Annotated in this window: 20 protein-coding genes and 1 other RNA gene; 15 read left to right on the plus strand and 6 right to left on the minus strand. The window is 41.2% G+C overall.

Annotated elements, in window-relative coordinates:
• Positions 1-155 precede the first annotated feature (155 nt).
• Positions 156-758: a 30S ribosomal protein S4 gene (rpsD, locus tag JOC78_RS08550; RefSeq protein ID WP_204554187.1), complete on the minus strand. Its 603-nt coding sequence runs from the start codon at positions 756-758 to the stop codon at positions 156-158.
• Positions 759-1171: 413 nt separating this feature from the next.
• Here rpsD and JOC78_RS08555 point away from each other — a divergent pair, with 413 nt between their 5' ends.
• Positions 1172-3043 (plus strand): sensor domain-containing diguanylate cyclase, encoded by a 1872-nt coding sequence (locus JOC78_RS08555; protein WP_204554189.1) that lies wholly within the window; start codon positions 1172-1174, stop codon positions 3041-3043.
• A 39-nt stretch (positions 3044-3082) separates the two neighbouring features.
• Here JOC78_RS08555 and JOC78_RS08560 read toward each other — a convergent pair whose 3' ends face one another.
• Complete coding sequence (locus tag JOC78_RS08560) at positions 3083-3562, minus strand: GAF domain-containing protein (protein WP_204554191.1); 480 nt, start codon at positions 3560-3562, stop codon at positions 3083-3085.
• 35 nt (positions 3563-3597) lie between these two features.
• Positions 3598-4404, minus strand: a complete 807-nt coding sequence (hisJ, locus tag JOC78_RS08565) for a histidinol-phosphatase HisJ (protein ID WP_204554193.1) — start codon at positions 4402-4404, stop codon at positions 3598-3600.
• Positions 4405-4631: 227 nt separating this feature from the next.
• Here hisJ and ezrA point away from each other — a divergent pair, with 227 nt between their 5' ends.
• Positions 4632-6323, plus strand: coding sequence for a septation ring formation regulator EzrA (gene ezrA / locus JOC78_RS08570; RefSeq protein WP_204554195.1), 1692 nt, complete (start codon positions 4632-4634; stop codon positions 6321-6323).
• Between the two features lie 92 nt (positions 6324-6415).
• Here the strand turns inward: ezrA and brnQ are convergent, their stop codons facing one another.
• Entirely contained in the window at positions 6416-7753 is a 1338-nt protein-coding gene (brnQ, locus tag JOC78_RS08575; protein ID WP_204554197.1) for a branched-chain amino acid transport system II carrier protein, read from the minus strand.
• Positions 7754-7923: 170 nt separating this feature from the next.
• On the opposite strand from brnQ, the gene JOC78_RS08580 reads away from it, so the two are divergent.
• From JOC78_RS08580 to rarD, 4 genes are all read left to right on the plus strand, one after another.
• Positions 7924-9063: a cysteine desulfurase family protein gene (locus JOC78_RS08580; protein ID WP_204554199.1), complete on the plus strand. Its 1140-nt coding sequence runs from the start codon at positions 7924-7926 to the stop codon at positions 9061-9063.
• A 5-nt stretch (positions 9064-9068) separates the two neighbouring features.
• The gene (thiI, locus tag JOC78_RS08585; protein ID WP_204554201.1) at positions 9069-10274 is read left to right on the plus strand and encodes a tRNA uracil 4-sulfurtransferase ThiI; all 1206 of its coding nucleotides are present in this window, start codon (positions 9069-9071) and stop codon (positions 10272-10274) included.
• Positions 10275-10437: 163 nt separating this feature from the next.
• Entirely contained in the window at positions 10438-12015 is a 1578-nt protein-coding gene (gene mbcS / locus JOC78_RS08590; RefSeq protein ID WP_204554203.1) for an acyl-CoA synthetase MbcS, read from the plus strand.
• A 166-nt stretch (positions 12016-12181) separates the two neighbouring features.
• On the plus strand, positions 12182-13105 hold the full coding sequence (gene rarD, locus JOC78_RS08595; protein WP_204554204.1) for an EamA family transporter RarD: 924 nt from the start codon (positions 12182-12184) through the stop codon (positions 13103-13105).
• 76 nt (positions 13106-13181) lie between these two features.
• Here the strand turns inward: rarD and JOC78_RS08600 are convergent, their stop codons facing one another.
• On the minus strand, positions 13182-13979 hold the full coding sequence (locus JOC78_RS08600; protein ID WP_204554207.1) for an NAD kinase: 798 nt from the start codon (positions 13977-13979) through the stop codon (positions 13182-13184).
• A gap of 139 nt (positions 13980-14118) precedes the next feature.
• Between JOC78_RS08600 and sppA the strand changes: the two genes are divergently transcribed.
• The 5 genes from sppA (at position 14119) to ytfJ (ending at position 17507) form a co-directional block, all read left to right on the plus strand.
• Positions 14119-15129 carry a signal peptide peptidase SppA gene (sppA, locus tag JOC78_RS08605; protein ID WP_204554209.1) on the plus strand — a complete coding sequence of 337 codons (1011 nt, stop codon included), beginning with the start codon at positions 14119-14121 and terminating at the stop codon, positions 15127-15129.
• 14 nt (positions 15130-15143) lie between these two features.
• Positions 15144-15707 (plus strand): RDD family protein, encoded by a 564-nt coding sequence (locus tag JOC78_RS08610; RefSeq protein ID WP_204554211.1) that lies wholly within the window; start codon positions 15144-15146, stop codon positions 15705-15707.
• A 73-nt stretch (positions 15708-15780) separates the two neighbouring features.
• Positions 15781-16149, plus strand: a complete 369-nt coding sequence (locus JOC78_RS08615) for a hypothetical protein (RefSeq protein WP_204554213.1) — start codon at positions 15781-15783, stop codon at positions 16147-16149.
• A gap of 173 nt (positions 16150-16322) precedes the next feature.
• Complete coding sequence (locus JOC78_RS17725; RefSeq protein WP_204554215.1) at positions 16323-17012, plus strand: DUF2953 domain-containing protein; 690 nt, start codon at positions 16323-16325, stop codon at positions 17010-17012.
• Between the two features lie 30 nt (positions 17013-17042).
• The gene (gene ytfJ, locus JOC78_RS08625) at positions 17043-17507 is read left to right on the plus strand and encodes a GerW family sporulation protein (protein ID WP_204554217.1); all 465 of its coding nucleotides are present in this window, start codon (positions 17043-17045) and stop codon (positions 17505-17507) included.
• Between the two features lie 38 nt (positions 17508-17545).
• Here the strand turns inward: ytfJ and JOC78_RS08630 are convergent, their stop codons facing one another.
• Positions 17546-18538, minus strand: coding sequence for an aldo/keto reductase (locus JOC78_RS08630; protein ID WP_204554219.1), 993 nt, complete (start codon positions 18536-18538; stop codon positions 17546-17548).
• Positions 18539-18702: 164 nt separating this feature from the next.
• Between JOC78_RS08630 and tpx the strand changes: the two genes are divergently transcribed.
• From tpx to ssrS, 4 genes are all read left to right on the plus strand, one after another.
• Positions 18703-19203, plus strand: coding sequence for a thiol peroxidase (gene tpx / locus JOC78_RS08635; protein ID WP_204554220.1), 501 nt, complete (start codon positions 18703-18705; stop codon positions 19201-19203).
• A 109-nt stretch (positions 19204-19312) separates the two neighbouring features.
• Positions 19313-20299, plus strand: a complete 987-nt coding sequence (locus tag JOC78_RS08640; protein WP_204554222.1) for a class I SAM-dependent methyltransferase — start codon at positions 19313-19315, stop codon at positions 20297-20299.
• Positions 20300-20465: 166 nt separating this feature from the next.
• On the plus strand, positions 20466-21656 hold the full coding sequence (locus JOC78_RS08645) for an acetate kinase (RefSeq protein WP_204554224.1): 1191 nt from the start codon (positions 20466-20468) through the stop codon (positions 21654-21656).
• Between the two features lie 171 nt (positions 21657-21827).
• Positions 21828-22010: non-coding RNA, 6S RNA (gene ssrS, locus JOC78_RS08650), on the plus strand.
• The last annotated feature ends 84 nt before the right edge of the window (positions 22011-22094 follow it).

Here is a 22094-nt window from a genome sequence, read left to right on the forward strand (position 1 = left end):
TACATAGGAAATCCCTCTCATGTTAGTTGATGAGAAGGATTTTAATCTTAATTTTAGATTTTGTCTATTGCCTAAGGTGTTTTTCAACACTATGAAACCCTTGAAATGTCGACATTTCAAGGGTTTTTCTGATGTGACTCAGTACTTGTCTAAGATTAACGAGAGTAGAACTCAACGATAAGAGCTTCGTTAATTTCAGCAGGAAGTTCAGAACGCTCAGGAAGGCGAGTGAAAGTTCCTTCTAGCTTGTCTTGATCAAAAGTTAAGTATTCAGGTACGAAGTTGCTTACTTCAACTGCTTCTTTAACGATTGTTAAGCTGCTAGATTTTTCGCGAAGGCCAATTGTTTGACCAGGTTTTACTTGGTAAGAAGGAATGTCAACGCGTTGTCCGTTCACAGTAACGTGACCGTGGTTAACTAGCTGACGCGCTTGACGGCGAGTACGAGCTAAACCAAGACGGTAAACAAGGTTATCAAGGCGAGTTTCAAGAAGGATCATGAAGTTTTCACCATAAACACCTTTCATTTTACCAGCTTTATCAAATAAGTTACGGAATTGACGCTCAGTTACTCCGTACATGTGACGAAGTTTTTGCTTCTCTTGCAATTGTAAACCGTACTCAGAGATTTTTTTGCGTTGGTTTGGACCGTGTTGTCCAGGAGCGTAAGGACGCTTTTCTAATTCTTTACCAGTTCCGCTTAGTGAGATTCCTAGGCGGCGGGAAATTTTCCAGCTTGGGCCAGTATAACGAGCCATAATATGACTCCTCCTTTAATGTTTTTATTTTGTTGTAAAATAAAAACCGGGTGAGACAGCAATTACATCATTTTGTTTTCATGCACCATCGCCCCAGCAGCTCAGGGTTACGCGATGCACCTTTTATATAAAAGGAACAAAATGACTCATAAAGGTGTTCACTTAGGCTGCAATATTTTACACAAAGAATAGTATATTATTTACGAAGGACTCTGTCAAGCAGCATAGAAAAAAGAAAATAAAACAACTCTCATTTATGAAACTTTAGTCGCATGATGTGTGTTATAATAGAAACAAGAAATGGTTCGTGCGTAATAATTTTCCGCAGCTTTAACACTTACATTATACAGCGCCTGCTTTTGTTCAGGCGGTGAATAGAAATCTGTTTATAATGAAATGCAGGTGATCAGCGAATGTATAAAAATAATAATCAATTAATCATTAAATATAAAGCATTGCTGTATGATTTTTTTGTCTACCGTCAAAAGCTGATAGTTAAGTCAGGAAGATGGGAGCAGGAATGGCTGAAGGTTGTTTCTTCTTTGTTTCATACAGATCGATACGAGCTTTTATGCGTATCAGGCTCTGAAGGTTCTTGCTCAGGGAAAGTCATTTCTGAGCAGGAGCTGAATCTTCTTCGCGCCAGTTTTCAGAAACCCTATCTAAGAGAAGAAGAGATTCACAGGAATCTCCCATTTATTCAGGGGATGAATGCAGGGTTTCAATTAATTTGTGAAGAGGAATTAGTGGAAGCTTATCTTTTTCTTGATGTGGAATCATCGTTTTTAAACTCTGTCGCTGACAAGGAACTGCTTCTTTTTGTTGAAGAAAGTGTTCGTTTCTCTCGGCGCTCTAAAGACATTGATTATGCGAAAGGCGATGAAGAACGCTATAAGGAATTGTTTAATGTGACCGAAAAGTTCCATTCTTCCATGAATATTGAGTATGTGCTGGGAGAAATTCTGTCCACCTTGCAAAGGGTTTTTCCTGCCTATACGTATTCCTTTTTATTGGCTATAGATGACCGGTATCGTGATCTGCCTATTGAACATTTTAACTTTGATTTGGCCAGTGAGGAAGCAATGGCCTCCTATATTGGCGGCATTGTTCAACTCGAAGTGCGGTCTTGTGATCAGTCGGCTGTTTTATATGCCCCTCTTAAAGGAAAGCAGGGGGTCTATGGTGTCCTGCAAGTAAATGTGCCTAACCAGCATAATATCCAGGAGGATGAAAAAGAGTTCATTCGGATTTTAGCGAACACTGGCGGAAGTGCAATTGAAAAAGCGAAACTTTATGAACAATCGAGACGATTAATCACGGACTTGCAGCTTATTAATGAAACTTCGCATCAGCTTAATTCTAGTGTGCGCTTTTCTGATACGACACAATTTCTTCAGCAGCAAATTTCTACGTCATTTGGCGCGGCAGCTGTCGGCTTTGTCTTCTTAAAGGATGGCGAATACGAAGTGCTTCCGGGAAGCAGTGAGCTCTTTCAACAGCGGGACGGGGAAAAATATGTTCAATATATTGTACAGAGAATTATAGTTGAGAAGGAATCCATCTTTATTGGCAAGCTCGACGCCAAGCTTGAAGATGCAGGTGACTATCAATCTTTAATGGCTGTGCCTATGGTTGAAGGAGAGCGTCTGAAAGGATTCTGTATTGTCTTAAAGACCGAGCCGTATGGATTTACATTTGAAATGTATAAATTGCTTCAGTCGTTGATTCATCACTCTACACTCGCACTAAGCAATGCCATGCTTAGGGAGGAACTGGAGAAACTGGTGGTCACTGATCATTTAACCAAGCTTTATTCAAGAAACTACCTCGATGAATGCATCACCGGTTCGATGAATAAAGATGGTCAAGGTGCGTTCTTGCTTATTGATATTGATAACTTTAAGCAAGTGAACGATACACATGGTCACCAAGTAGGTGACGAGATCATCATTCAAGTAGCGGATCTAATGAGAGAACATTCAGCTGGTGAAGATATAGCAGCACGCTGGGGAGGCGAAGAGCTGGCTATTTATTTGCCGGGGCGTTCACTTGAGTCTGGGATTGAAACAGCGGAAAGTTTAGTGAAAAATGTAGCTCGCCGGACGGAGCCTGCTATTACTATTTCTTGCGGCGTATCCTATTGGTCGTCTAGTGAAGCAATTGGCGTAAAGAAATTATTTAACCGGGCAGACGAAGCTTTGTATGTGGCTAAAAAGTCCGGGAAAAATAAAGTGACAGTACATGAAAGCTACAATCTGCATAAGGAAAAACAAAAAGAGAGCTGACGATTCATCAGTTCTCTTTTTGCCGTTCAATATTAGCTGTTATAAATAAGTCACTAATGCAGCAGCAAAAGCTTCTAGCATTTCTTCATCTGTTTCATCAAATCGGTTCTTGTCTGGGCTGTCAATATCAAGCACACCGATTAAACGTCCTTCTTTAACAAGCGGAACGACAATCTCGGACTGAGAGGCAGCATCGCAGGCAATATGGCCAGGAAATGCGTGAACGTCTGCTACCCGAAGAGTCGTTTGCTCTTTCGCAGCTGTTCCGCAAACGCCGCGGCCCAATGGGATGCGAACGCAAGCAGGCAGTCCTTGGAAAGGGCCAAGCACTAATTCGCCGCCTTCATTTAAGTAAAAACCTACCCAGTTTACGCGATCTAAAAATTGATTAAGAAGCGCAGACGCATTACTTAAATTGGCAATCAGGTTCGTTTCTCCGTCAAGCAGGGCATGCAGCTGTTTAATTACGAGCTGGTATTGCTCTTTTTTTGATCCAGTATACATAGATGTTTGAAACATAATTTCACCAGCTTTCTATATGATCCATTATTATATCATTCATTTAAAAGAGATAAATCCATTTTGCTTCTGCCTTGGCCGATGTCTTTTGCTTGATGAGCGTCAGAGCCATAGACAAGCGGAATACCCAGTTTATATGCTTCCTGAGCGATATGGATGGGAGGGTAGGCTTCTTGACATAAAGGTTTGATTGCACCGGCTCCATTATAATCTAGTTCATATCCCTTCTCTTTTATTGCAAGCAAAAGATCCCGCAGTTCACTCGTGAAGTTCTTTTCGCATGGGAAACGGTGCTGAAATTTATGAACGAGCGTAATATGGCCGATTCGTTTCGGCTTATAAATCCCAAGATCAGCTTTAATTGATTGAGCGACCGTGTGGAAGTAAGTTTCATAGATGGCCGTAGCTGAGCCATAGAGGTGGATCATCTCCTCGAATAGCTCCGCACTGTAATCCATACAATGCCAGCTGTCCCCTTTTTTTAAGAAATGGACAGAAAGAATCGAGTCATCAAGCAGGGGGCCATATTCATTAAGAAACTCAGTCGTTTCACGTTCAAATCCTTCAATATAATCTACTTCAAGGCCGATTTTAATATCGATCTCGTTTTGATAATTTTTTTTGGCCATCTGCAATGCAGAGACATACGAATCTAACAGAGAACGTTTCATTCCGCTGTCTTTCGTCGGCGTACTATCCACAAACCCTTCAGGCAAAGGAGCGTGCTCAGTAAAAGTCAGCTGCTGATACCCTTGTTCAATGGCTTCTTCTATGTATGATTCAAAGGAATCAGATGTCCCATGAGGGCAATACGGAGTATGTATATGTCCATCCCTTTTCATTTGTGGTTCCCCCTTTTGAGCGGTATATTGTAAGTGTATCAAAAAAAATATCACCATACGTCAAAAAAAAAGAAATTTCTCGTCAATAAATGTCATTTACATGGTATCATTAAACATACTAGAAAACTTTTTGAGAATATTCTTTAAACAAGTAAAAGGATACAAATTTATTAATGCTGATTAATAATGATACGGAATTTTTTAGGCAGAAGAACAGGGGGCTTATGATGAAGTTTGTCATTGGGGCCGTGTTAATAGTAAGCATTCTATTAATAATAGCCTTTTTAAATAGAAAAAAGATTGATAAAGAGATGGACGAGCTTGAAAAAAAGAAAGTGGAATTGATGCATCGTCCGGTCAACAATGAACTAGCAAAAATTAAGCGGTTAAATATGACAGGGCAGACAGAGGAGCTGTTCGACAGATGGCGTCAGACTTGGGATGAGATCGTGACAGAGGAACTCGCATCTGTAGATGAAATGCTGTTTGAATCAGAAGAGTACCTTGATAAACTCAGGTTTGGCAAATCAAAAGAAAAGAACCAGCAAATAGCCCTTCAGCTAGAAGAGTCAGAAGCGAAAATTAATGGCATCTTGTCTGAATTGGATGAATTAATGGGAAGTGAAGAACGCAACCGCACAGAAAGTGAAGAGATTAAGGATAAGCAGAGAGCAGCAAGAAAAAGATTGCTTGCTCATCGTCACACGTTCGGTAAAGCCGCTTCAGTCCTTGAAATTCAATTAGATGCTTTGTCCTCTCAATTCGATAAGTTCGAGCATTTAACAGATGAAGGGAACTATCTTGAAGCGAGAGAAATTATACTTAAGCTTCATCATGATATGAATCAGATCTTACATAAGATGGAGAGAATTCCGATTTTATTATCTGAAACAACTAGTCTGCTTCCTTCCCAGCTTGATGAAATAGAAGGCGGGTACAGGGAAATGACTCAGCAAGGGTATTTGCTGGATCACTTGCAGTTTGAAAAGGAAATCACCAGTTTGCGGACTCAGCTTCAAGCTTACTTCGACTATATTGTCAAAACGGAGATTGAAGAAGTAGAAGCAGGAGTTAATGACGTCAAAGACAGCATTGATTTCTTTTATGACCTTCTTGAAAAAGAAGTGGAAGCTAAGCATTATGTCGTTCAGAACAGTCAATCGACTAGAGAAGCCATCGAAGATTTGAAAGATGATAATGAAGATTTGCAGGCAGAAACGGAAACCGTTCAGCAAAGCTATCAATTGGCGAAAGACGAATGGAACGTTCCGCGTAAATTTGAAGAAGAAATCTATCGAATTGGCAAAAAGTATGAGCTGCTTCATCATAGAATTACTGAACAGAGAACAGCCTACTCTTTTTTACATGATGAATTAAAAGAAATTGATGTTCAGCTGAAAGAAATGAAAAAAGAACAAAAAAGTTTTGCTGAGTTCTTACAAACGCTTAGAAAAGACGAGATGGAAGCACGAAACCAATTAGATGAATTGAGAAAAAGAATTAATGATATCTTCCGCATGATCAAGAAAAGCAATATGCCAGGGGTGCCTGAATACTACCAGTCTTTAACTGAAGAATCGCAGCATCGGATTAGTGAAGTGGTTCAATGTTTAAATGAAAAGCCATTGACGATGAAGATGGTACAGGAAAAGCTGGGACAGGCCATTGAAGCAGTGAAAAACTTGGAGCAAAAGACGGAAGAAATGATCGATCAAGCGGAACTTGCGGAGCGAATCATTCAATATGGAAACAGATATCGAAGATCCCATCCAAACGTTGCCGCACAGCTTAGCCAAGCGGAGCTTGCTTTTAGAAATTATGATTACCGGACTGCGCTTGAACAAGGTGCAACGGCTATTGATAAAGTAGATCCTAAAGGGCTCAAACAGCTCGAGGATCAGTTGCGAGCTAATAGATAACGGGAAAAACCGCCACATCTGGCGGTTTTTTGTTTGGGGAATGGATACGTTTCGTTAATCAAAAAAAGCGTGCAAATGCATGCTTTTTTTGATTAAACACGGGGATGAACTTTCTTAAATCCTAATCCCTCTGCAAGTATATAGCCGGCTGCCGCTCCTGCAATGGCCGGAAGAAACCAGCCGATGCCAACAGAAAATAATGGGATGAAATCAAGGTAACTAGCTGCAAAGCTTACATCGAAACCAGCTGTAGCAAAGCCATCTAGCACGCTGACGGCTGCAGTAGGCAGCAATGCGCAAATATAAACAGCGGCATAGCCTTTAAAGAATGAATCGATAAAGGAAAGCAGCAAGAGTACGATGGCTAAGGGATAGATTGCAATCAAAACCGGCAGTGAAATCGCGATAAGCTGTGTCAGCCCCACATTCGCAATAGACAGGCTAAAGATGGATAAGATCAATACTAAAGCCCGGTATGATAAAGCAGGAAGTAAACGGTTGAAATACTGTGCTGATGCTGACACCAATCCAACTGAGGTGGTGATGCATGCAAAAAATATCGCTAAAGCCAAAATAAGCGAACCCCCGGCTCCGTATAGATGCTTAGAAGCCTGTGATAATATAGCCCCCCCATTTTCCTTTGCTCCAATGGCATCCAAACTCGTTGCCCCAATAAAGGAAAGAGATAAATACACAAGAGCCAGTCCGGTTGCGGCAATGAATCCCGCTTTAATACATAAGGAAGTGACCTCTTTGTTTGACTCAATGCCTTTTTCTTTAATAGCTGTAATGATCACGATGCCGAATACGAGAGCAGCAATCGTATCCATGGTTAAATAGCCTTCAATAAACCCTTTAAAAATAGGTGCAGTCTGATAACTTTCAGCAGGTGTTTTTAATTCTCCCATCGGATCGATGATGCTCTTCCCTGCAAGCAAGGCTAAGATGATTAGTAAAGCGGGCGTAAGAATCTTTCCGATTCGATCGACTAGCTTAGTGGGATTCATCGCGAGCCATGCAGTGATAACGAAAAAGAAGACGCTGAAGGCGAAAAGACTCCCATTAGTATTTAAATTTTCAGATAAAAAAGGGAGAACTGAAATTTCATATGCGACAGTAGCCGTTCTCGGAATACCGAAAAACGGGCCGATGGCTAAGTACATGACGACGGTGAAGATGATGCCAAAAAGAGGCGATACGCGACTGGCAATTGTCTGGACGCTTCCTCCGCTCCTGGCAATGGCAATCACCCCGAGTAAAGGCAATCCTACACCTGTAATTAAAAATCCGGCGATCCCCAGCCACACATTTTCTCCCGCCTGCTGTCCGAGAAACGGTGGGAAAATCATATTTCCAGCTCCTAAAAACAGAGCGAATAGCATAAACCCAATTGTAATCATTTCTTTGGTTGTGAGGGTTTTATTAGTCATAAAGACCTCCTAATTCACGTGTAAACTTTACAAGAGAAAATAATATCACATAAAGGTGTGAATTTACTAATTAAAAGAATAATGAGAAAACAATCGTGTGGTTTTCATTCACATTTGGCTGTGATAAGATAAGAAGTTGATAAAATAGCGGAAGCAAGTGGGTGCTTAATATGATCTATTTTGATAACAGTGCGACAACTAAACCATATAAAGAAGTTCTTGAGACGTTTGTGAAAGTCAATGAGCGCTTCTTCGGCAATCCTTCCTCTCTTCATCAGCACGGAATGCAGGCTGAGCGGCTCATTCTTGAATCTCGCAAGCAATTAGCGGATCAGTTGAACGTGAAGCCGGATGAAATCGTGTTTACTTCAGGAGGTACAGAATCGAATAATCTTGCCATTAAAGGAGCGGCCCTATATTACAAGAATAGAGGCAAACATATTCTGGCCGCAAGCTCTGAACATCCTTCTGTCATCAATGCCTGCAAGCAGCTAGAAGGACTTGGCTATCGAGTAGATTATTTGCCTGTTGATGCGAAAGGGAGAGTTTCAGTTCAAGATATCAAGACGGCTTTAACTGACGAAACCATCCTTGTTACTGTCATGCATGTGAATAATGAAGTCGGGACCATTCAGCCTATTAAAGAGATTGGTCAATTGCTTAAAAAGTACCCTAAGGTTTTATTTCATGTAGATGATGTTCAAGGGAGAGGGAAGGTGCCGCTTGATTTAAAAGAATGTCATGTGGACTTATGCTCCATTTCAGCTCATAAATTCCATGGACTGAAAGGGACGGGTCTTTTATACAAGAAATCGGGTGTAGAAATCTCCCCGCTTTTATCCGGAGGAAACCAGGAAAGCAATCTGCGCAGCGGAACTGAAAATACAGGCGGGATTGCCGCAATGGCGAAAGCTTTAAGGATATCGGAAGAACGCCGCATCCATTCAATTGATGAGATGAAAGAAATTCAGCAGTATTTAAGAAGTAATTTGACGAACCAGGGCAATGTGGTTCACACCCCTGACACTGACTGCGCGCCGCATATTCTTAACTTTTCAGTGCCGGGAGTAAAAGGGGAGGTGCTCGTCCATGCTCTCGAGGAAAGGGATATATATGTATCTACCACGAGTGCATGTTCTTCTAAACAGAATAAACCAAGCACCGTGCTAATGGCGATGGGAATCTCATTAGAAGAGGCATCAAGCAGCATCCGTCTAAGTCTAACTTATGAAAATACGATAGATGAAGCACAAATGTTTATCCATCACATAAAAGAAGTCGTTCCAAAAATAACGAAAGTCCAGAGGTGACAGTGATGAATTATGATCGAATATTAGTTCGTTATGGTGAAATTTCTACCAAGGGAAGAAACCGAAAAAAGTTTGTTTCGAAAATGCGCCAAAATATTTACCATGTGCTGAAAGATCACTCAGATATTAAGATTGAGAGCACACGTGACAGAATGTACATTCATCTAAATGACACTCCTTTTGATGCAGTCAAGGATTCGCTGTCAAACGTATTTGGCATCCAGTCTTTCAGCCCGGTGGTCCGGACAGATAAAGAGATAGAATCAATCAAAGAAGCCGCTTTATCACTCGTCCAAAAAAGCTTTACTGAAGGAATGACATTTAAAGTCACTGCTAGACGTTCGGATAAAAGCTTCGAATACGAAACGAATGAGATTAATCGTGAAGTCGGTGCGCATGTTTTAAGAAATATGGAAGCATTAAAGGTTGATGTCAAGAATCCTGATATTAATCTAACGGTAGAAGTGCGTGCGGAAGGCGTGTATTTATCTTGTGAGAAGTATCAAGGAGCAGCGGGGCTTCCAATAGGCACAGGAGGAAAAGCGATGCTTCTGCTTTCTGGGGGACTAGACAGCCCGGTAGCAGGCTACTATATGCTTAGAAGAGGGGTAGAGATAGAAGCGATTCATTTTTACAGCCCTCCTTATACGAGCGAAAGAGCGAAGCAGAAGGTAATTGATTTAGCTGAAGTGCTGACTAAATTCGGCACATCAATTAAGCTTCACATTGTTCCTTTTACAGCTATTCAAGAAAAGGTTCAGGCTCAAGTACCAGAGAATTATACCATGACAGCGACGCGCCGCATGATGCTGACGATTGCTGACAAGATCCGCGAAAAACAAGGCGGATTAGCACTGGTTACAGGTGAGAGCTTAGGACAAGTAGCCAGCCAGACATTAGAAAGCATGCTGGCCATTAATGAAGTGACGTCCACCCCCGTCTTAAGGCCATTAATTGCGATGGACAAACTGGATATTATTGATGTTGCTCAAAGCATCCATACGCATGACATCTCCATCCAGCCGTACGAAGACTGCTGCACGATCTTTACAGCGCCTTCACCTAAAACACGTCCAAAGCTTGAAAAAGTAAAGTACTATGAAAGTTTTACTGACTTTGATGAAATGATACAAGAAGCGGTGGATCAAACGGAGATGCTCGTCCTACCAAAAGAAAAAAGTGAAAACGACTCATTTGCTGATTTATTATAGCCATCTTTAACAGATCCTTGTACTAGCTAGAAGGATCTGTTTTTATGATGAAAATTAAATTTAAGACTAGTTAGTCTTTTTTTTTGTAAATGCACCACAAAAATATTCCAATATTTTAAAAGATTTAGTATAATCAAAAAGAACAAACAAAGGGGGAATTAGGATGAAAAGAGAAGATTTGTTAGCTCCTGAACAATATAATATTGTCATGGAAGTAGAGAAATTTGCGAAAGATCCTGACCGACTAGCTTTAAAATGGGAGAACGAATCAGGGGAAACAAAAGAGATTACATATGCTGATTTGATGAAAAATGTGAATAAGATTGGAAACGCTTTCCTTGAGAACGGGTTGAAAAAAGGGGATCCTGTACTCATTATGGTGCCGCGTTTGATCGAAGCTTATGAAGTCTTTTTAGCTGCTCTAAAAACAGGGCTGATCATCATTCCTAGCTCTGAGCTACTGCGTACAAAGGACTTGAACTACCGTATTGAGCATGCAGGAGTAAAGGGGATCATTTCCTATGCGCCATTTACGGAAGAGTTTAATAAAACGGATAAAATTGATGAAATGGTTAAATTTGCATTTGGCGGCGAGTCTGCTGGATGGATGAAATTAGAAGAAAAAATGGCGTCTGCATCAAGCGAGTTAGAAATGGCTGATACGTCTAAAGATGACATCGCCTTCCTTCCATATACTTCTGGAACGACAGGAAATCCTAAAGGCGTCGTGCATACACATGCATGGGGCTATGCTCACTTAAAAACAGCAGCAGCACATTGGCTGGCTATTGAAGATCAAGATGTTGTGTGGGCTACTGCAGGTCCGGGCTGGCAAAAATGGACATGGAGTCCGTTCTTATCTGTATTAGGATCTGGGGCGACTGGCTTCGTATACAATGGCAAGTTTGAGCCTAAGAAATATTTAGAGCTGCTAGACCGCAACAAAATTAACGTACTCTGCTGTACGCCAACTGAGTACCGGTTAATTGTAAAAGTAGACAACTTAAAAGATTATAACTTAGAGCACCTTCACAGTGCTGTTTCAGCGGGAGAACCGTTAAATCGTGAAGTTATCGATACATTCCAAAAGTATTTCAACGTGGAAGTGCGCGATGGCTATGGCCAAACAGAAAGCACGCTGGTAGTCGGCGTCCTTAAAGGGATGGAGTTAAAGCCTGGATCGATGGGTAAACCAACTCCAGGAAACCGCGTAGAAATCATTAATGAAGATGGAGAGCCATGTCCTGTCGGTGAAGTTGGAGATATCGCTGTTCACATTGATACGCCAGCATTGTTCAAGAATTATTATAAAGATCCTGAAAGAACGGCTATGCAGTTCCGTGGAGACTACTACCTGACAGGCGATAAAGCGAAAATGGATGAAGATGGTTATTATTGGTTCGAAGGCCGCGGCGATGATATCATTATCAGCTCAGGCTATACAATTGGACCATTTGAAGTAGAGGATGCGCTAGTCAAGCACCCTGATGTCAAAGAGTGTGCGGTTGTTGGAAGCCCGGATGAAATTCGTGGTCATGTTGTAAAAGCTTTCGTCGTTCTTCAAGACGGAGTAGATGCGAACGATCCTGGTCTAGTGGAAAAACTTCAAAATCATGTGAAAGACTTAACGGCACCATATAAATATCCAAGAAAAGTAGAATTTGTAGAAGAATTACCGAAAACAACTTCCGGAAAAATCCGTCGCGTAGAATTGCGGAAAATGGAAGCAGAAACTGTATAATAATCGACGTATGAAAACAAAGGACGCTCTTAAGCGTTCTTTGTTTTTTCGTGTGAAAACAAAAGCTTTGTAACTTTTGAAAAGTGCAAAACAAACTATTGGTTTTGTCAGTCAAAGGGAGTATAATTAATTTTATTTCGAGACTAGAAAGAAATCAGGTGGGAAGATGAATTCAATGTTGAAAGCAGGCATTGTCTATGCAGGATTGGCTTATTTAATTTGGGGTCTCTTTCCGGTTTATTGGAAGATGCTTGAGCATGTAACGGCGGACGAAATATTGGCAAACCGAATTTTATGGTCGTTTGTGTTTATGGTCTTGTTCCTGTTTTTCACCGGTAAAGTCAAACACTTAAAAGGAACACTGAAAGACATGAAGCTGAACCCGAAACGTGCGGGTGCGTTGGTTCTTGCTTCCTTATTAGTGACAAGCAATTGGTTTTTATTTATTTGGGCTGTAAATAATGAGCGAATTATTGAAACAAGCATGGGTTATTATATTAATCCATTGATGAGTGTACTGCTCGGCGTGTTCATCTTAAAAGAAGCGCTGTCAAAAGCACAGATTCTATCATTTTTGCTGGCCTCTGCCGGTGTGCTAGTATTAACGGTTTCTTATGGACAGTTTCCGTGGGTGTCAATCGGGCTTGCTGTCACATTCGCGCTTTATGGACTGGCAAAGAAAATGATCAAAGTGGATGCGGCGATTGGACTGACATTAGAGACGACAGCTGTTGCGCCGTTCGCCTTGCTGTATTTAGGCTATTTATTTAATAAAGAGAATGTATCTCTTTTTTCAGGCTCGGCCGAAACGGACATTCTTTTAATCGGAGGCGGGATGATTACGGCTGTTCCACTCTTGCTGTTTGCACAAGGAGCGCAAAAAATCCCATTGTATATGATCGGATTTCTACAATATATTACTCCGACCATGACCTTGCTGCTGGGGATCTTCGTTTATCATGAACCGTTTACATCTGTTCAGCTGACCGCGTTTTCATTTATCTGGTCGGCGCTTGCGATCTTCTCATTATCTCAAACAAAATGGTATCAACGAAGACAATTGCTAGTAAGCAATGAAAAATCAGCATAAAAAAACTGTACCTTAGCTTGTCTAAGGTGCAGTTTTTTGGTTTTTGTGAATGATCCTTCGAGAAGGTCAATATAATTTACAGAAACGTCCGCTGAACTTTTTGCCAGAAGGAATTATCTTTTAGCTTCAATGTTTTGATTTTCTTTTCGCCTAGCTCAATTTTGATCTCTTCAATGTGCTGGACGCTTAATGCTTCATTATCAATGCCCATAATCGGGTATGTGTTGCTATCTTTAGAGAATTTAAAAGTTAAAGAACGATCTCCGCTTAAGATAAAGGATGAACCAAGCGTACGGTAGCGATTATTATTTAAAGAGGCGAGTTCACTCACTTGCATACATGGGATGAGCGGATCAACGACTGCCCCGCTGACGGATTTATTATACGCTGTACTGCCAGTTGGTGTTGCGATAATCATTCCGTCACCTCGAAAAGTTTCAAAGTGCAGGTCATCGATAAAGACATCCATCTCCATCGTTTTAATCACACTCGTCTTTACACTAAATTCATTTAAACAATGAAAGTTAGACTCTCCATCAACCGTAATGCTGATCGTCGGGTAGCGGCGAACTTCCATTTGGGATTTTGTCATTGCATCAATCATTTTCGATGTATCGCCTACATAAAAGTCACAATACATATTTAATTGATTTGTAGTAGAGAGGCCTGCGTACAGACAGTCTTCTCTAAAGCCGGTTTTCTGCACCGCTTGTAGAAATGTTCCATCGCTGCCGATGCTGATAATCACATTAGCCTGCTTAGGGTCTTCAATCACATTGAATTCATAGCGTTCAGCAAGCGCTTTCAATTCTTCGACTTTTTCAAGCAAGCCTTGTTCATTGGTGTGGTAAAAATAAATGTTACGGCGATCCATTAGAAGTCCCCCTCGGTGGCGATAATATTGTTAGATTTGCCAATACTTTGTTAAAATAAGACTGGCATGTATATAGTTTACCATGATTTAGGTATGTTTTTGTAGCTGAAGCATGAATAAGCATAAGGGAGGAAGAAAAATGAATACGAAAAGAATTATTGCCCTCGTAGCAGCGGCAGCATTATTTATTGTTTCCATAATCATAAATTTTGCATCAGCAGCCGTTACAACAGATTGGGCGAAAGCTTTTGATTCCATGATGGGCGGAAGCGATGAAATGTTTGTGGAAAACGTAGAAGAAGAAGGCAGTGAGTTTAAAAAAATTGTCGTCCTGCCTGTAGACGGTGTTATCCAGGATACGGGAACAACCGAATCGTTATTTTCTTCCCCGCAATATAACCATCGTTTATTCATGGAAAAACTGGATAAAGTTCAGAAAGACAAAGATGTTAAAGCGATTGTGCTTCAAGTGAATTCACCAGGCGGCGGCGTCGTAGAAAGTGCGCAAATCCACGATAAGTTAATGGAAATCAAAGAAAAGACAAAGAAACCAGTCTATGTCTCCATGGGATCCATTGCAGCTTCTGGCGGCTATTACATATCAGCTCCGGCAGATAAAATTTTCGCAAGTCCAGAAACATTGACAGGCTCTCTAGGTGTCATCATGCAAAGCGTTAATTATTCCAAGTTGGCAAAAGAATATGGCGTTGACTTTGTGACGATTAAAAGCGGCCCGCACAAAGATATTATGAGCCCGACAAGAGAAATGACCGAGGAAGAGCGAAAGATTTTACAAGCAATGATTGATAATTCCTACCAGGGATTCGTAAAAGTAATTGCAGACGGACGCGGAATGTCTGAGACTCAAGTGAAAAAAATCGCCGATGGCCGCATTTATGATGGTCGCCAAGCGAAAGAACTGAACTTAATTGATGACTTCGGCTATGTAGAAGATGTGATTGCACAGCTGAAGAAAGATAAGAATTTAAAGGACGCGCAGGTTGTTAGTTATGAGTCGAATATGGGTCTGCCTTCATTTTTGGCTGCGAATGCAAAAACGATGTTTTCAAGTGATGATAAAGTGAGTGCGTTAATGAAAATATTGTCGAATCCAAATTCCCCGCGGTTAATGTATTTATATGCGGAATAAAGGAGGTATGAAGAATGAATGACGATCATAATTCAAGTCGTGAAGAAACCCTAGAAGCTTCAGATGCTTCCAATGAAGAACGAGTGGTCGTTCAGGAGGAGACGACCAATCAAACTGTCAGACCGATCACGCCATCTCTCCACTATGCGGGGTTTTGGATGAGGTTTTGGGCATACTTGCTTGACCTGATTGTTATCGGAAGCATCAGCCGGATTCTAATCTATCCGTTATTCCGTTTTTTAGACATTGAAACCGCTTCGGGAGATATGTTTTCCGCCGTAAATATGGCAACAGCCTTCATTTTTTATCTGTATTTCATTTTGACAACAAAGTTTTTCGGTCAGACGGTGGGCAAAATGATTATCGGTTTAAAAGTAATCTCCTTAAAAGCGCCAGGACTTAGCTGGTCCACAATCATCTTCCGAGAATTGCTTGGACGCTACATCTCAGCGACGATCTTCATTCTTTATGTGTTAGTCGCATTTTTACCAAAAAAACAAGGCCTGCATGATTACTTCGCAGATACGACAGTTGTGCACGAAAGATCCCTGCAGCTTGAAAAACCCGCTTATTCGTAAGCGGGTTTTTGTGTGTACGGAAGTGCGGTCGGGGGGAGTGAATCTTTCCAAAATGTGTAGGATTCGGTCCGAGTTGGGGGTTATTCTTTCCGAAATGAGTCACATTCTTTCCAAAGTGGACAATAATCTTTCCGAAACAGCAGATAATCTTTCCAAAGTACTGTCGGTCGGGGTGAATCTTTCCAAAATGACTTGGATTCGGTCCGAGTTGGGGATTAATCTTTCCGAAATGAGTCATAATCTTTCCAAAGTGAACAATAATCTTTCCAAAATGCGGTCGAGCGGTGTGAATCTTTCCAAAATGGGTTGGATTCGTTCCGAGTTGGGGGTTATTCTTTCTGAAATGAGTCATATTCTTTCCAAAGTGGACAATAATCCTTCCAAAACAGCAGATAATCTTTCCAAAGTACTGTCGGTCGGGGTGAATCTTTCCAAAAAGTGAAGAATTCCGTCCGTTTTGGCGATTAATCTTTCCAAAGGGAGCAATAATCTTTCCGAAACAGCTAATAATCTTTCCACAGTGTCTCTTATTCGGTCCATTTCAGCAGGAGGGCCATGTGAGAGGTTTATTTTCAATCAGGTTGGACAAACTGGCTATTGAAAGGAAGGTAAAAAGTGGAATACATTGCATGGGCAAGTGTAGCTGTTGTGTTACTGGTTATGATTATTTTGTTTTCGAAGCTTCAGATTCATATATATGCCTTTCACAGCAATGACCGAACAGAAATGAAACTAAAACTGAAAATGTGGCGTGGATTAATAAGTTACACGATCGATTTTCCGAAGATTCAAATGATCATTGACTGGAAGATGAAGGAGCCAGGGATTGTGTATGAAAAAGACAATCTTGCAAAGGATGGATCTGTAAAACACGCCGCTGAGAAAAAATTAACGTATACAGAGTTTAATCAAATGCTTTCTGATGCGAATGAACTGTTAAAGCATGTGGCTGGCATGAATACAGTCGCTCGCCGCTTTTTAAAGAAAGTAATCATTAAAGAGGTGAAGTGGAAGACAGCGGCTGGTTCACGGGATGCGGCATTAACAGGTGTAGCTGCCGGCTCCATCTGGATGGTCAAAAGCAGCTTGTTAGGTGTGGCAAGTCAAGTGGTGAAAATGAAACAGATGCCGATGATGCATGTTGCTCCCGTTTTCGGGCAAAATATTCTGCAAACTGAATTTTTTTGTATACTCACATTAAGACCTGGGTATGCTATAGTTGCTGGAATTAAAATCCTGAAACGCTGGCGCGGGACTCGGGCAAAATTGTATTCGACTCCGCTGCGTCTATTAACGAAAGGGTAAAAATCCATTTCATAGAGGGAGGAAAACGATATGAGTGAGCATCCAATACAAGGACTTATGAGTACGGCTATGGAAAATTTAAAAGATATGATAGATGTTAATACCATTATTGGCGATCCGGTAGAAACGCCTGATGGCAGTGTGATTATGACAGTTTCACGTGTGGGCTTCGGGTTTGCTGCTGGAGGCAGTGAGTTTTCAATTGAAAGTGAGAGCGGAAACGGCGGAACCCAAAAAGAAAAGAGCCCGTTTGGCGGCGGAAGCGGCGGCGGTGTGTCTATTACACCAATTGCTTTTCTGATTGTGAATCAGCACGGCGTTCGCATGCTGCACTTAGATGAAAATACGCATTTATTGGATAAAATTCTTGATATGGCACCAGGCGTGGTAGATAAAATTCAAGGGATGTTTAATAGAAACCAAAATCAAGGATTAGGCGCACAGGGATTTCAAGGCGGCGGCCAGATGCAGATGCCGTATGACCGCCCTCAATAAATAAAAACAGCGGTTTGCCCTTTCGCAAACCGCTGTTTTCATTTGTGCGCTAGTTTATTTCGGATGACTTGCCAAGACATATAAGAGATATGCTCTAGTTCATCTTTTGTCATCTGAAAAGTCAATGCACCGATATTTTCCTGGGCATGGGACACTTTTGACGCACCAGGAATGGCAAATACCGTGTCGCCATGATAGGAAATGATCCAATTTAAAGCAATTTGACTTGCGCTCACTCCATACTTATTGCCTAATGACTCTAATACATCGATTAAAGGGCGGGTCTGATTTAGTCCTTCTTCGCTAAATTTCTTTTGAAACTTTCTCATTCCGCTGGCCTGTTCCACAAGGGAAGGGTTGTGATGGAACTTTCCTGTTAATAAGCCTTGCTCTAGAGGAGAATAAGCAATAATCGATATCCCAAGATCTCTGGCGGTTTCTAGCACATGATTACCTTCTATACTTCGGTCAAGAAGACTGAATTTAACTTGATTAGACGCGAGGGGCAAACCGTATGATTGTAAAACGGCATGTGCTTTTTTCATAGACTTGGCGTTGAAATTGCTCACGCCGATAGCTTTTATGAGTCCCTTTTCATATAACTTTGCCATTTCTTTCATTTGATTTTCAACGGAAGAAAAAGAAAGCGGCTGGTGAATTTGATATAAATCAATCGGACGGCCTCTGAGAGCAGCCAGCCTCGAATCGATCGTTTTTGAAATAGATGAGGCTCTCCGCATGAGCGGCCACCATTTTGTGGCTATTCTCGCCTCTTGTGGAGAAGCATTTAATGAGTATAAGGCATTGGCCACAGCGGTTTCCGATTCGCCGCCTCCGTAGATTTCAGCCGTATCAAACCAGTTGATGCCTCCTTTTAATGACGTGGCGATAATGTCATTGGTTAATTGATCATCCATTGATGGCCAAAACTTTCCGACAGTGCCCTGTCCTTTGCTGAATTGCCAGCATCCGAGACCAAGCGGCGACAGTTTAAGCTCCGATTGGCCAAGGGGGCGCAGATAGCTTTTCATAATATGACCCCTCCAGTTCTTTTTAAGCTTTTCATTGATCTTATCATGATTCCACTGCCGCTTCTCTTTCAAACACTTTTAAGATTAGCAGGGCGTATTTTTTGCAATTTATTGTCGTTGTTCAGTATGATGGATGGTGTGAAGACAATAAGGAGGGATTTTGAATGGCAAACGTAACATTTAAAGGCAACCCTATGACGTTAGTAGGTACAGAAGTGAAAGTGGGAGATCAAGCACCTGATTTTACCGTGCTGGCCAATGATTTATCCCAAGTTACTTTAGCGGATACAAAAGGAACGGTGCGTTTAATCAGTGCAGTCCCTTCTATTGATACGGGTGTATGTGAAGCTCAAACTCGCCGTTTTAACGAAGAGGCATCTAAGATTGACAATGTCAATGTACTGACGATTTCAGCGGATTTACCATTTGCTCAAAAACGCTGGTGTGCGGCAAATGGACTTGAAAACGTAAAAACGTTATCCGATCACCGCGATCTGTCTTTCGCCGAAGCATATGGCATCCACATGAAGGAACTTCGTTTGCTGGCTCGTTCTGTTTTTGTTGTTGACAGCAATGATACAATTACTTACGTTGAATATGTCGGCGAAGGAACAGATCATCCGAATTACGAAGCAGCTATTGAAGCAGCTAAAGCTGCCAAATAAACATTCGTAAAACATCTAAGGCTGACTCAGAGATCGGGTCAGCCTTTTTAAGGATTAAATCACCTCGATGTTCCCCGCACGAACGAAATTTTATTAGGAGGAATCGGTCATGAATGAATTTTCCCCAATTGAAAAATTATTTAAAACCTTCGATGAAACAGCAGACATTCTTCAAGAAGGCTTATCATGTACATATTTAGAAGCACTTGCAGAAACAGCTGAGAATTTATTCCAAGAGCAAGTTTTACAAGAAGAAATGGACGAAAGCTATAAAAAGAGGGTATGGAAAAAGTACGAAGAAATGAAGCTTGCTGATTATCCAAAGGAAGATATTCGCAAAGCCTACCAACTCGCGATTTTAAAAGGCATGAAAGAAAACGTTCAGCCCAATCACCAAATGACTCCTGATTCAATCGGACTTTTCATCAGCTATTTAATGGGTAAATTTATGAAAGCGGAGGAATTCTCGGTTTTGGATCCGGCTGTCGGAACAGGCAATTTATTAATGACGGTGATGAACCAGCTGTCGGACCGCAGCATTGCAGGGGTAGGAGTCGAAATTGACGATCTTCTTTTGAAATTAGCCTATGCCGGTGCGAATATGATGGAGCAGTCTGTTCAATTGTATAATCAAGATTCACTTGAGCCGCTGTTTATTGACCCTGCGGATGCCGTTGTCTGTGATCTGCCTGTTGGGTACTACCCTAATGATGTGAGAGCTGCAGATTACGAATTGAAAGCAGAAGAAGGACATTCATATGCGCACCATCTGTTTATCGAACAAAGCATGATCCATACGAAGCCAGGGGGTTATTTATTCTTTTTAATTCCGAATGGTCTGTTCGATTCACCGTTAGCTCCGGGTCTGCATAAATATTTGCAGAAGCATGCCCATATCCAAGGGGTGATTCAGCTGCCGCTATCCATGTTTAAAAATCAGCAGTCAGCTAAAAGCATATTAATTTTGCAGAAGCAGGCAGAAGACACTAAAGCACCGAAGCAAGTCTTCCTTGCTAATATGCCGTCTATGAAGAACTCGCAGGCAGTAGAGAATATTATGGCGAAGCTTGAAAAGTGGTTTCAAGAGAGCAAGTAAGAAATGATTGAAATGAAATAAAAATCAGAAAAATTTAAATTTAACACAATACCCGGTGTGAAATCAAGTTTTTCTTGAAAAAATTGTGCCTCAGTGGTTAAATGAATGATGGTAAACAGAATTGGAACACTTTAAAAGACATCATTGAAACATACAGGAGGTCAACATGTCTAAAATTATTGCAATTAACGCAGGAAGTTCATCATTGAAATTCCAGCTTTTTGAAATGCCCGAAGAAAAAGTTATTACTAAAGGCTTGATTGAACGTATTGGATTGGATCAAGCAGTATTCAGTATTAGTGTAAACGATGAAAAGCGTAAAGATATAATGGATATTCCGAATCATGAAGTGGCAGTTAAGATCTTATTGGACAAACTGACAAGCCTTGGAATTATTCAATCTCTTAATGAAATTGATGGCATTGGCCACCGTGTCGTACATGGAGGAGAGGTCTTTACGGATTCTGTTGTAATTACAGATGAAGTGGAAGCTCAAATTGAAAAATTATCTGATTTAGCTCCGCTTCATAACCCGGCTAACTTAACAGGTATTCAAGCATTTAAGTCTGTGCTTCCGAATGTGCCGGCTGTAGCAGTATTCGATACAGCCTTCCATCAGACGATGCCTGAGAATTCATTCCTTTACAGCTTGCCTTACGATTACTATAAAGAGTATGGCATCCGTAAATATGGCTTCCACGGAACGTCTCATAAATATGTATCTGAAAGAGCAGCAGAATTATTGAAGCGTCCAGTGGATCAGCTTCGTTTAATCTCATGCCATCTTGGAAACGGAGCAAGTATTGCAGCGATTCAAGGCGGCAAATCACTTGATACATCCATGGGATTCACTCCGCTCGCGGGTGTAACGATGGGTACTCGTTCAGGTAATATTGATCCGGCTTTACTGCCATTTATTATGGAGAAAACAGGCAAGACAGCTGATGAAGTTCTTGATGTACTGAATAAAGAATCTGGTATGCTTGGCGTTTCCGGCTTCTCAAGTGACTTGCGTGACATTGAAGTAGAAGCAGACAAAGGCAATGAGCGTGCGGAATTAGCTCTGCAAGTATTTGCTGGCCGTATTCACAAATATATCGGTTCTTATGCTGCGAAGATGTCAGGAGTAGATGCGATTATCTTCACTGCCGGTATTGGTGAAAATAGTGACGTGATCCGTGCACGCGTATTAAAAGGCCTTGAATTTATGGGCGTATACTGGGATCAATCACTTAACCAAGTTCGCGGAAAAGAAGCTTTCGTTAACTATCCGCACTCCCCAGTAAAAGTGATCATTATTCCGACAAACGAAGAAGTCATGATTGCTCGTGACACATTAAGTTTAGCGGGACTGTAAGATTTAGTTTAAACACCTTCTATTATGTGAACGGCAATAATAGAAGGTGTTTTCTATTCCTTTAGATAAAACTGCCACGCTAGACATGATTGCTTGTTGTAAGTAAAAGTTGCGAAAGTGTAATTGGAAGGCAAAACCATTGATTTTTATCTAAAGCTTTGGCATAATAAATCTACGCTGCTTTGTTCGTGTTTTTAATAAAGTTTTAACCTTTAAGCTAGAATCGGGAGTTTAACATTGAAGTGGGAATATCATGCCTTCGAGCGAGGACGATAAGAACATTTCTGCAGACACCCACTTTTTGAAGTGGTGGTTTTAAAACTCTATTACTTGAACGGCAATAGCGGCACTACATACAAACATGAAGCCAGTTTCCAACAAGGAAGCTGGCTTTTCTCTATGCACCTGCAATAAAATTGACATCTGCTTGCCGTTGAT

Source organism: Bacillus ectoiniformans (genome assembly GCF_016908875.1).
GTDB classification, from domain to species: domain Bacteria; phylum Bacillota; class Bacilli; order Bacillales; family Domibacillaceae; genus Bacillus_BX; species Bacillus_BX ectoiniformans.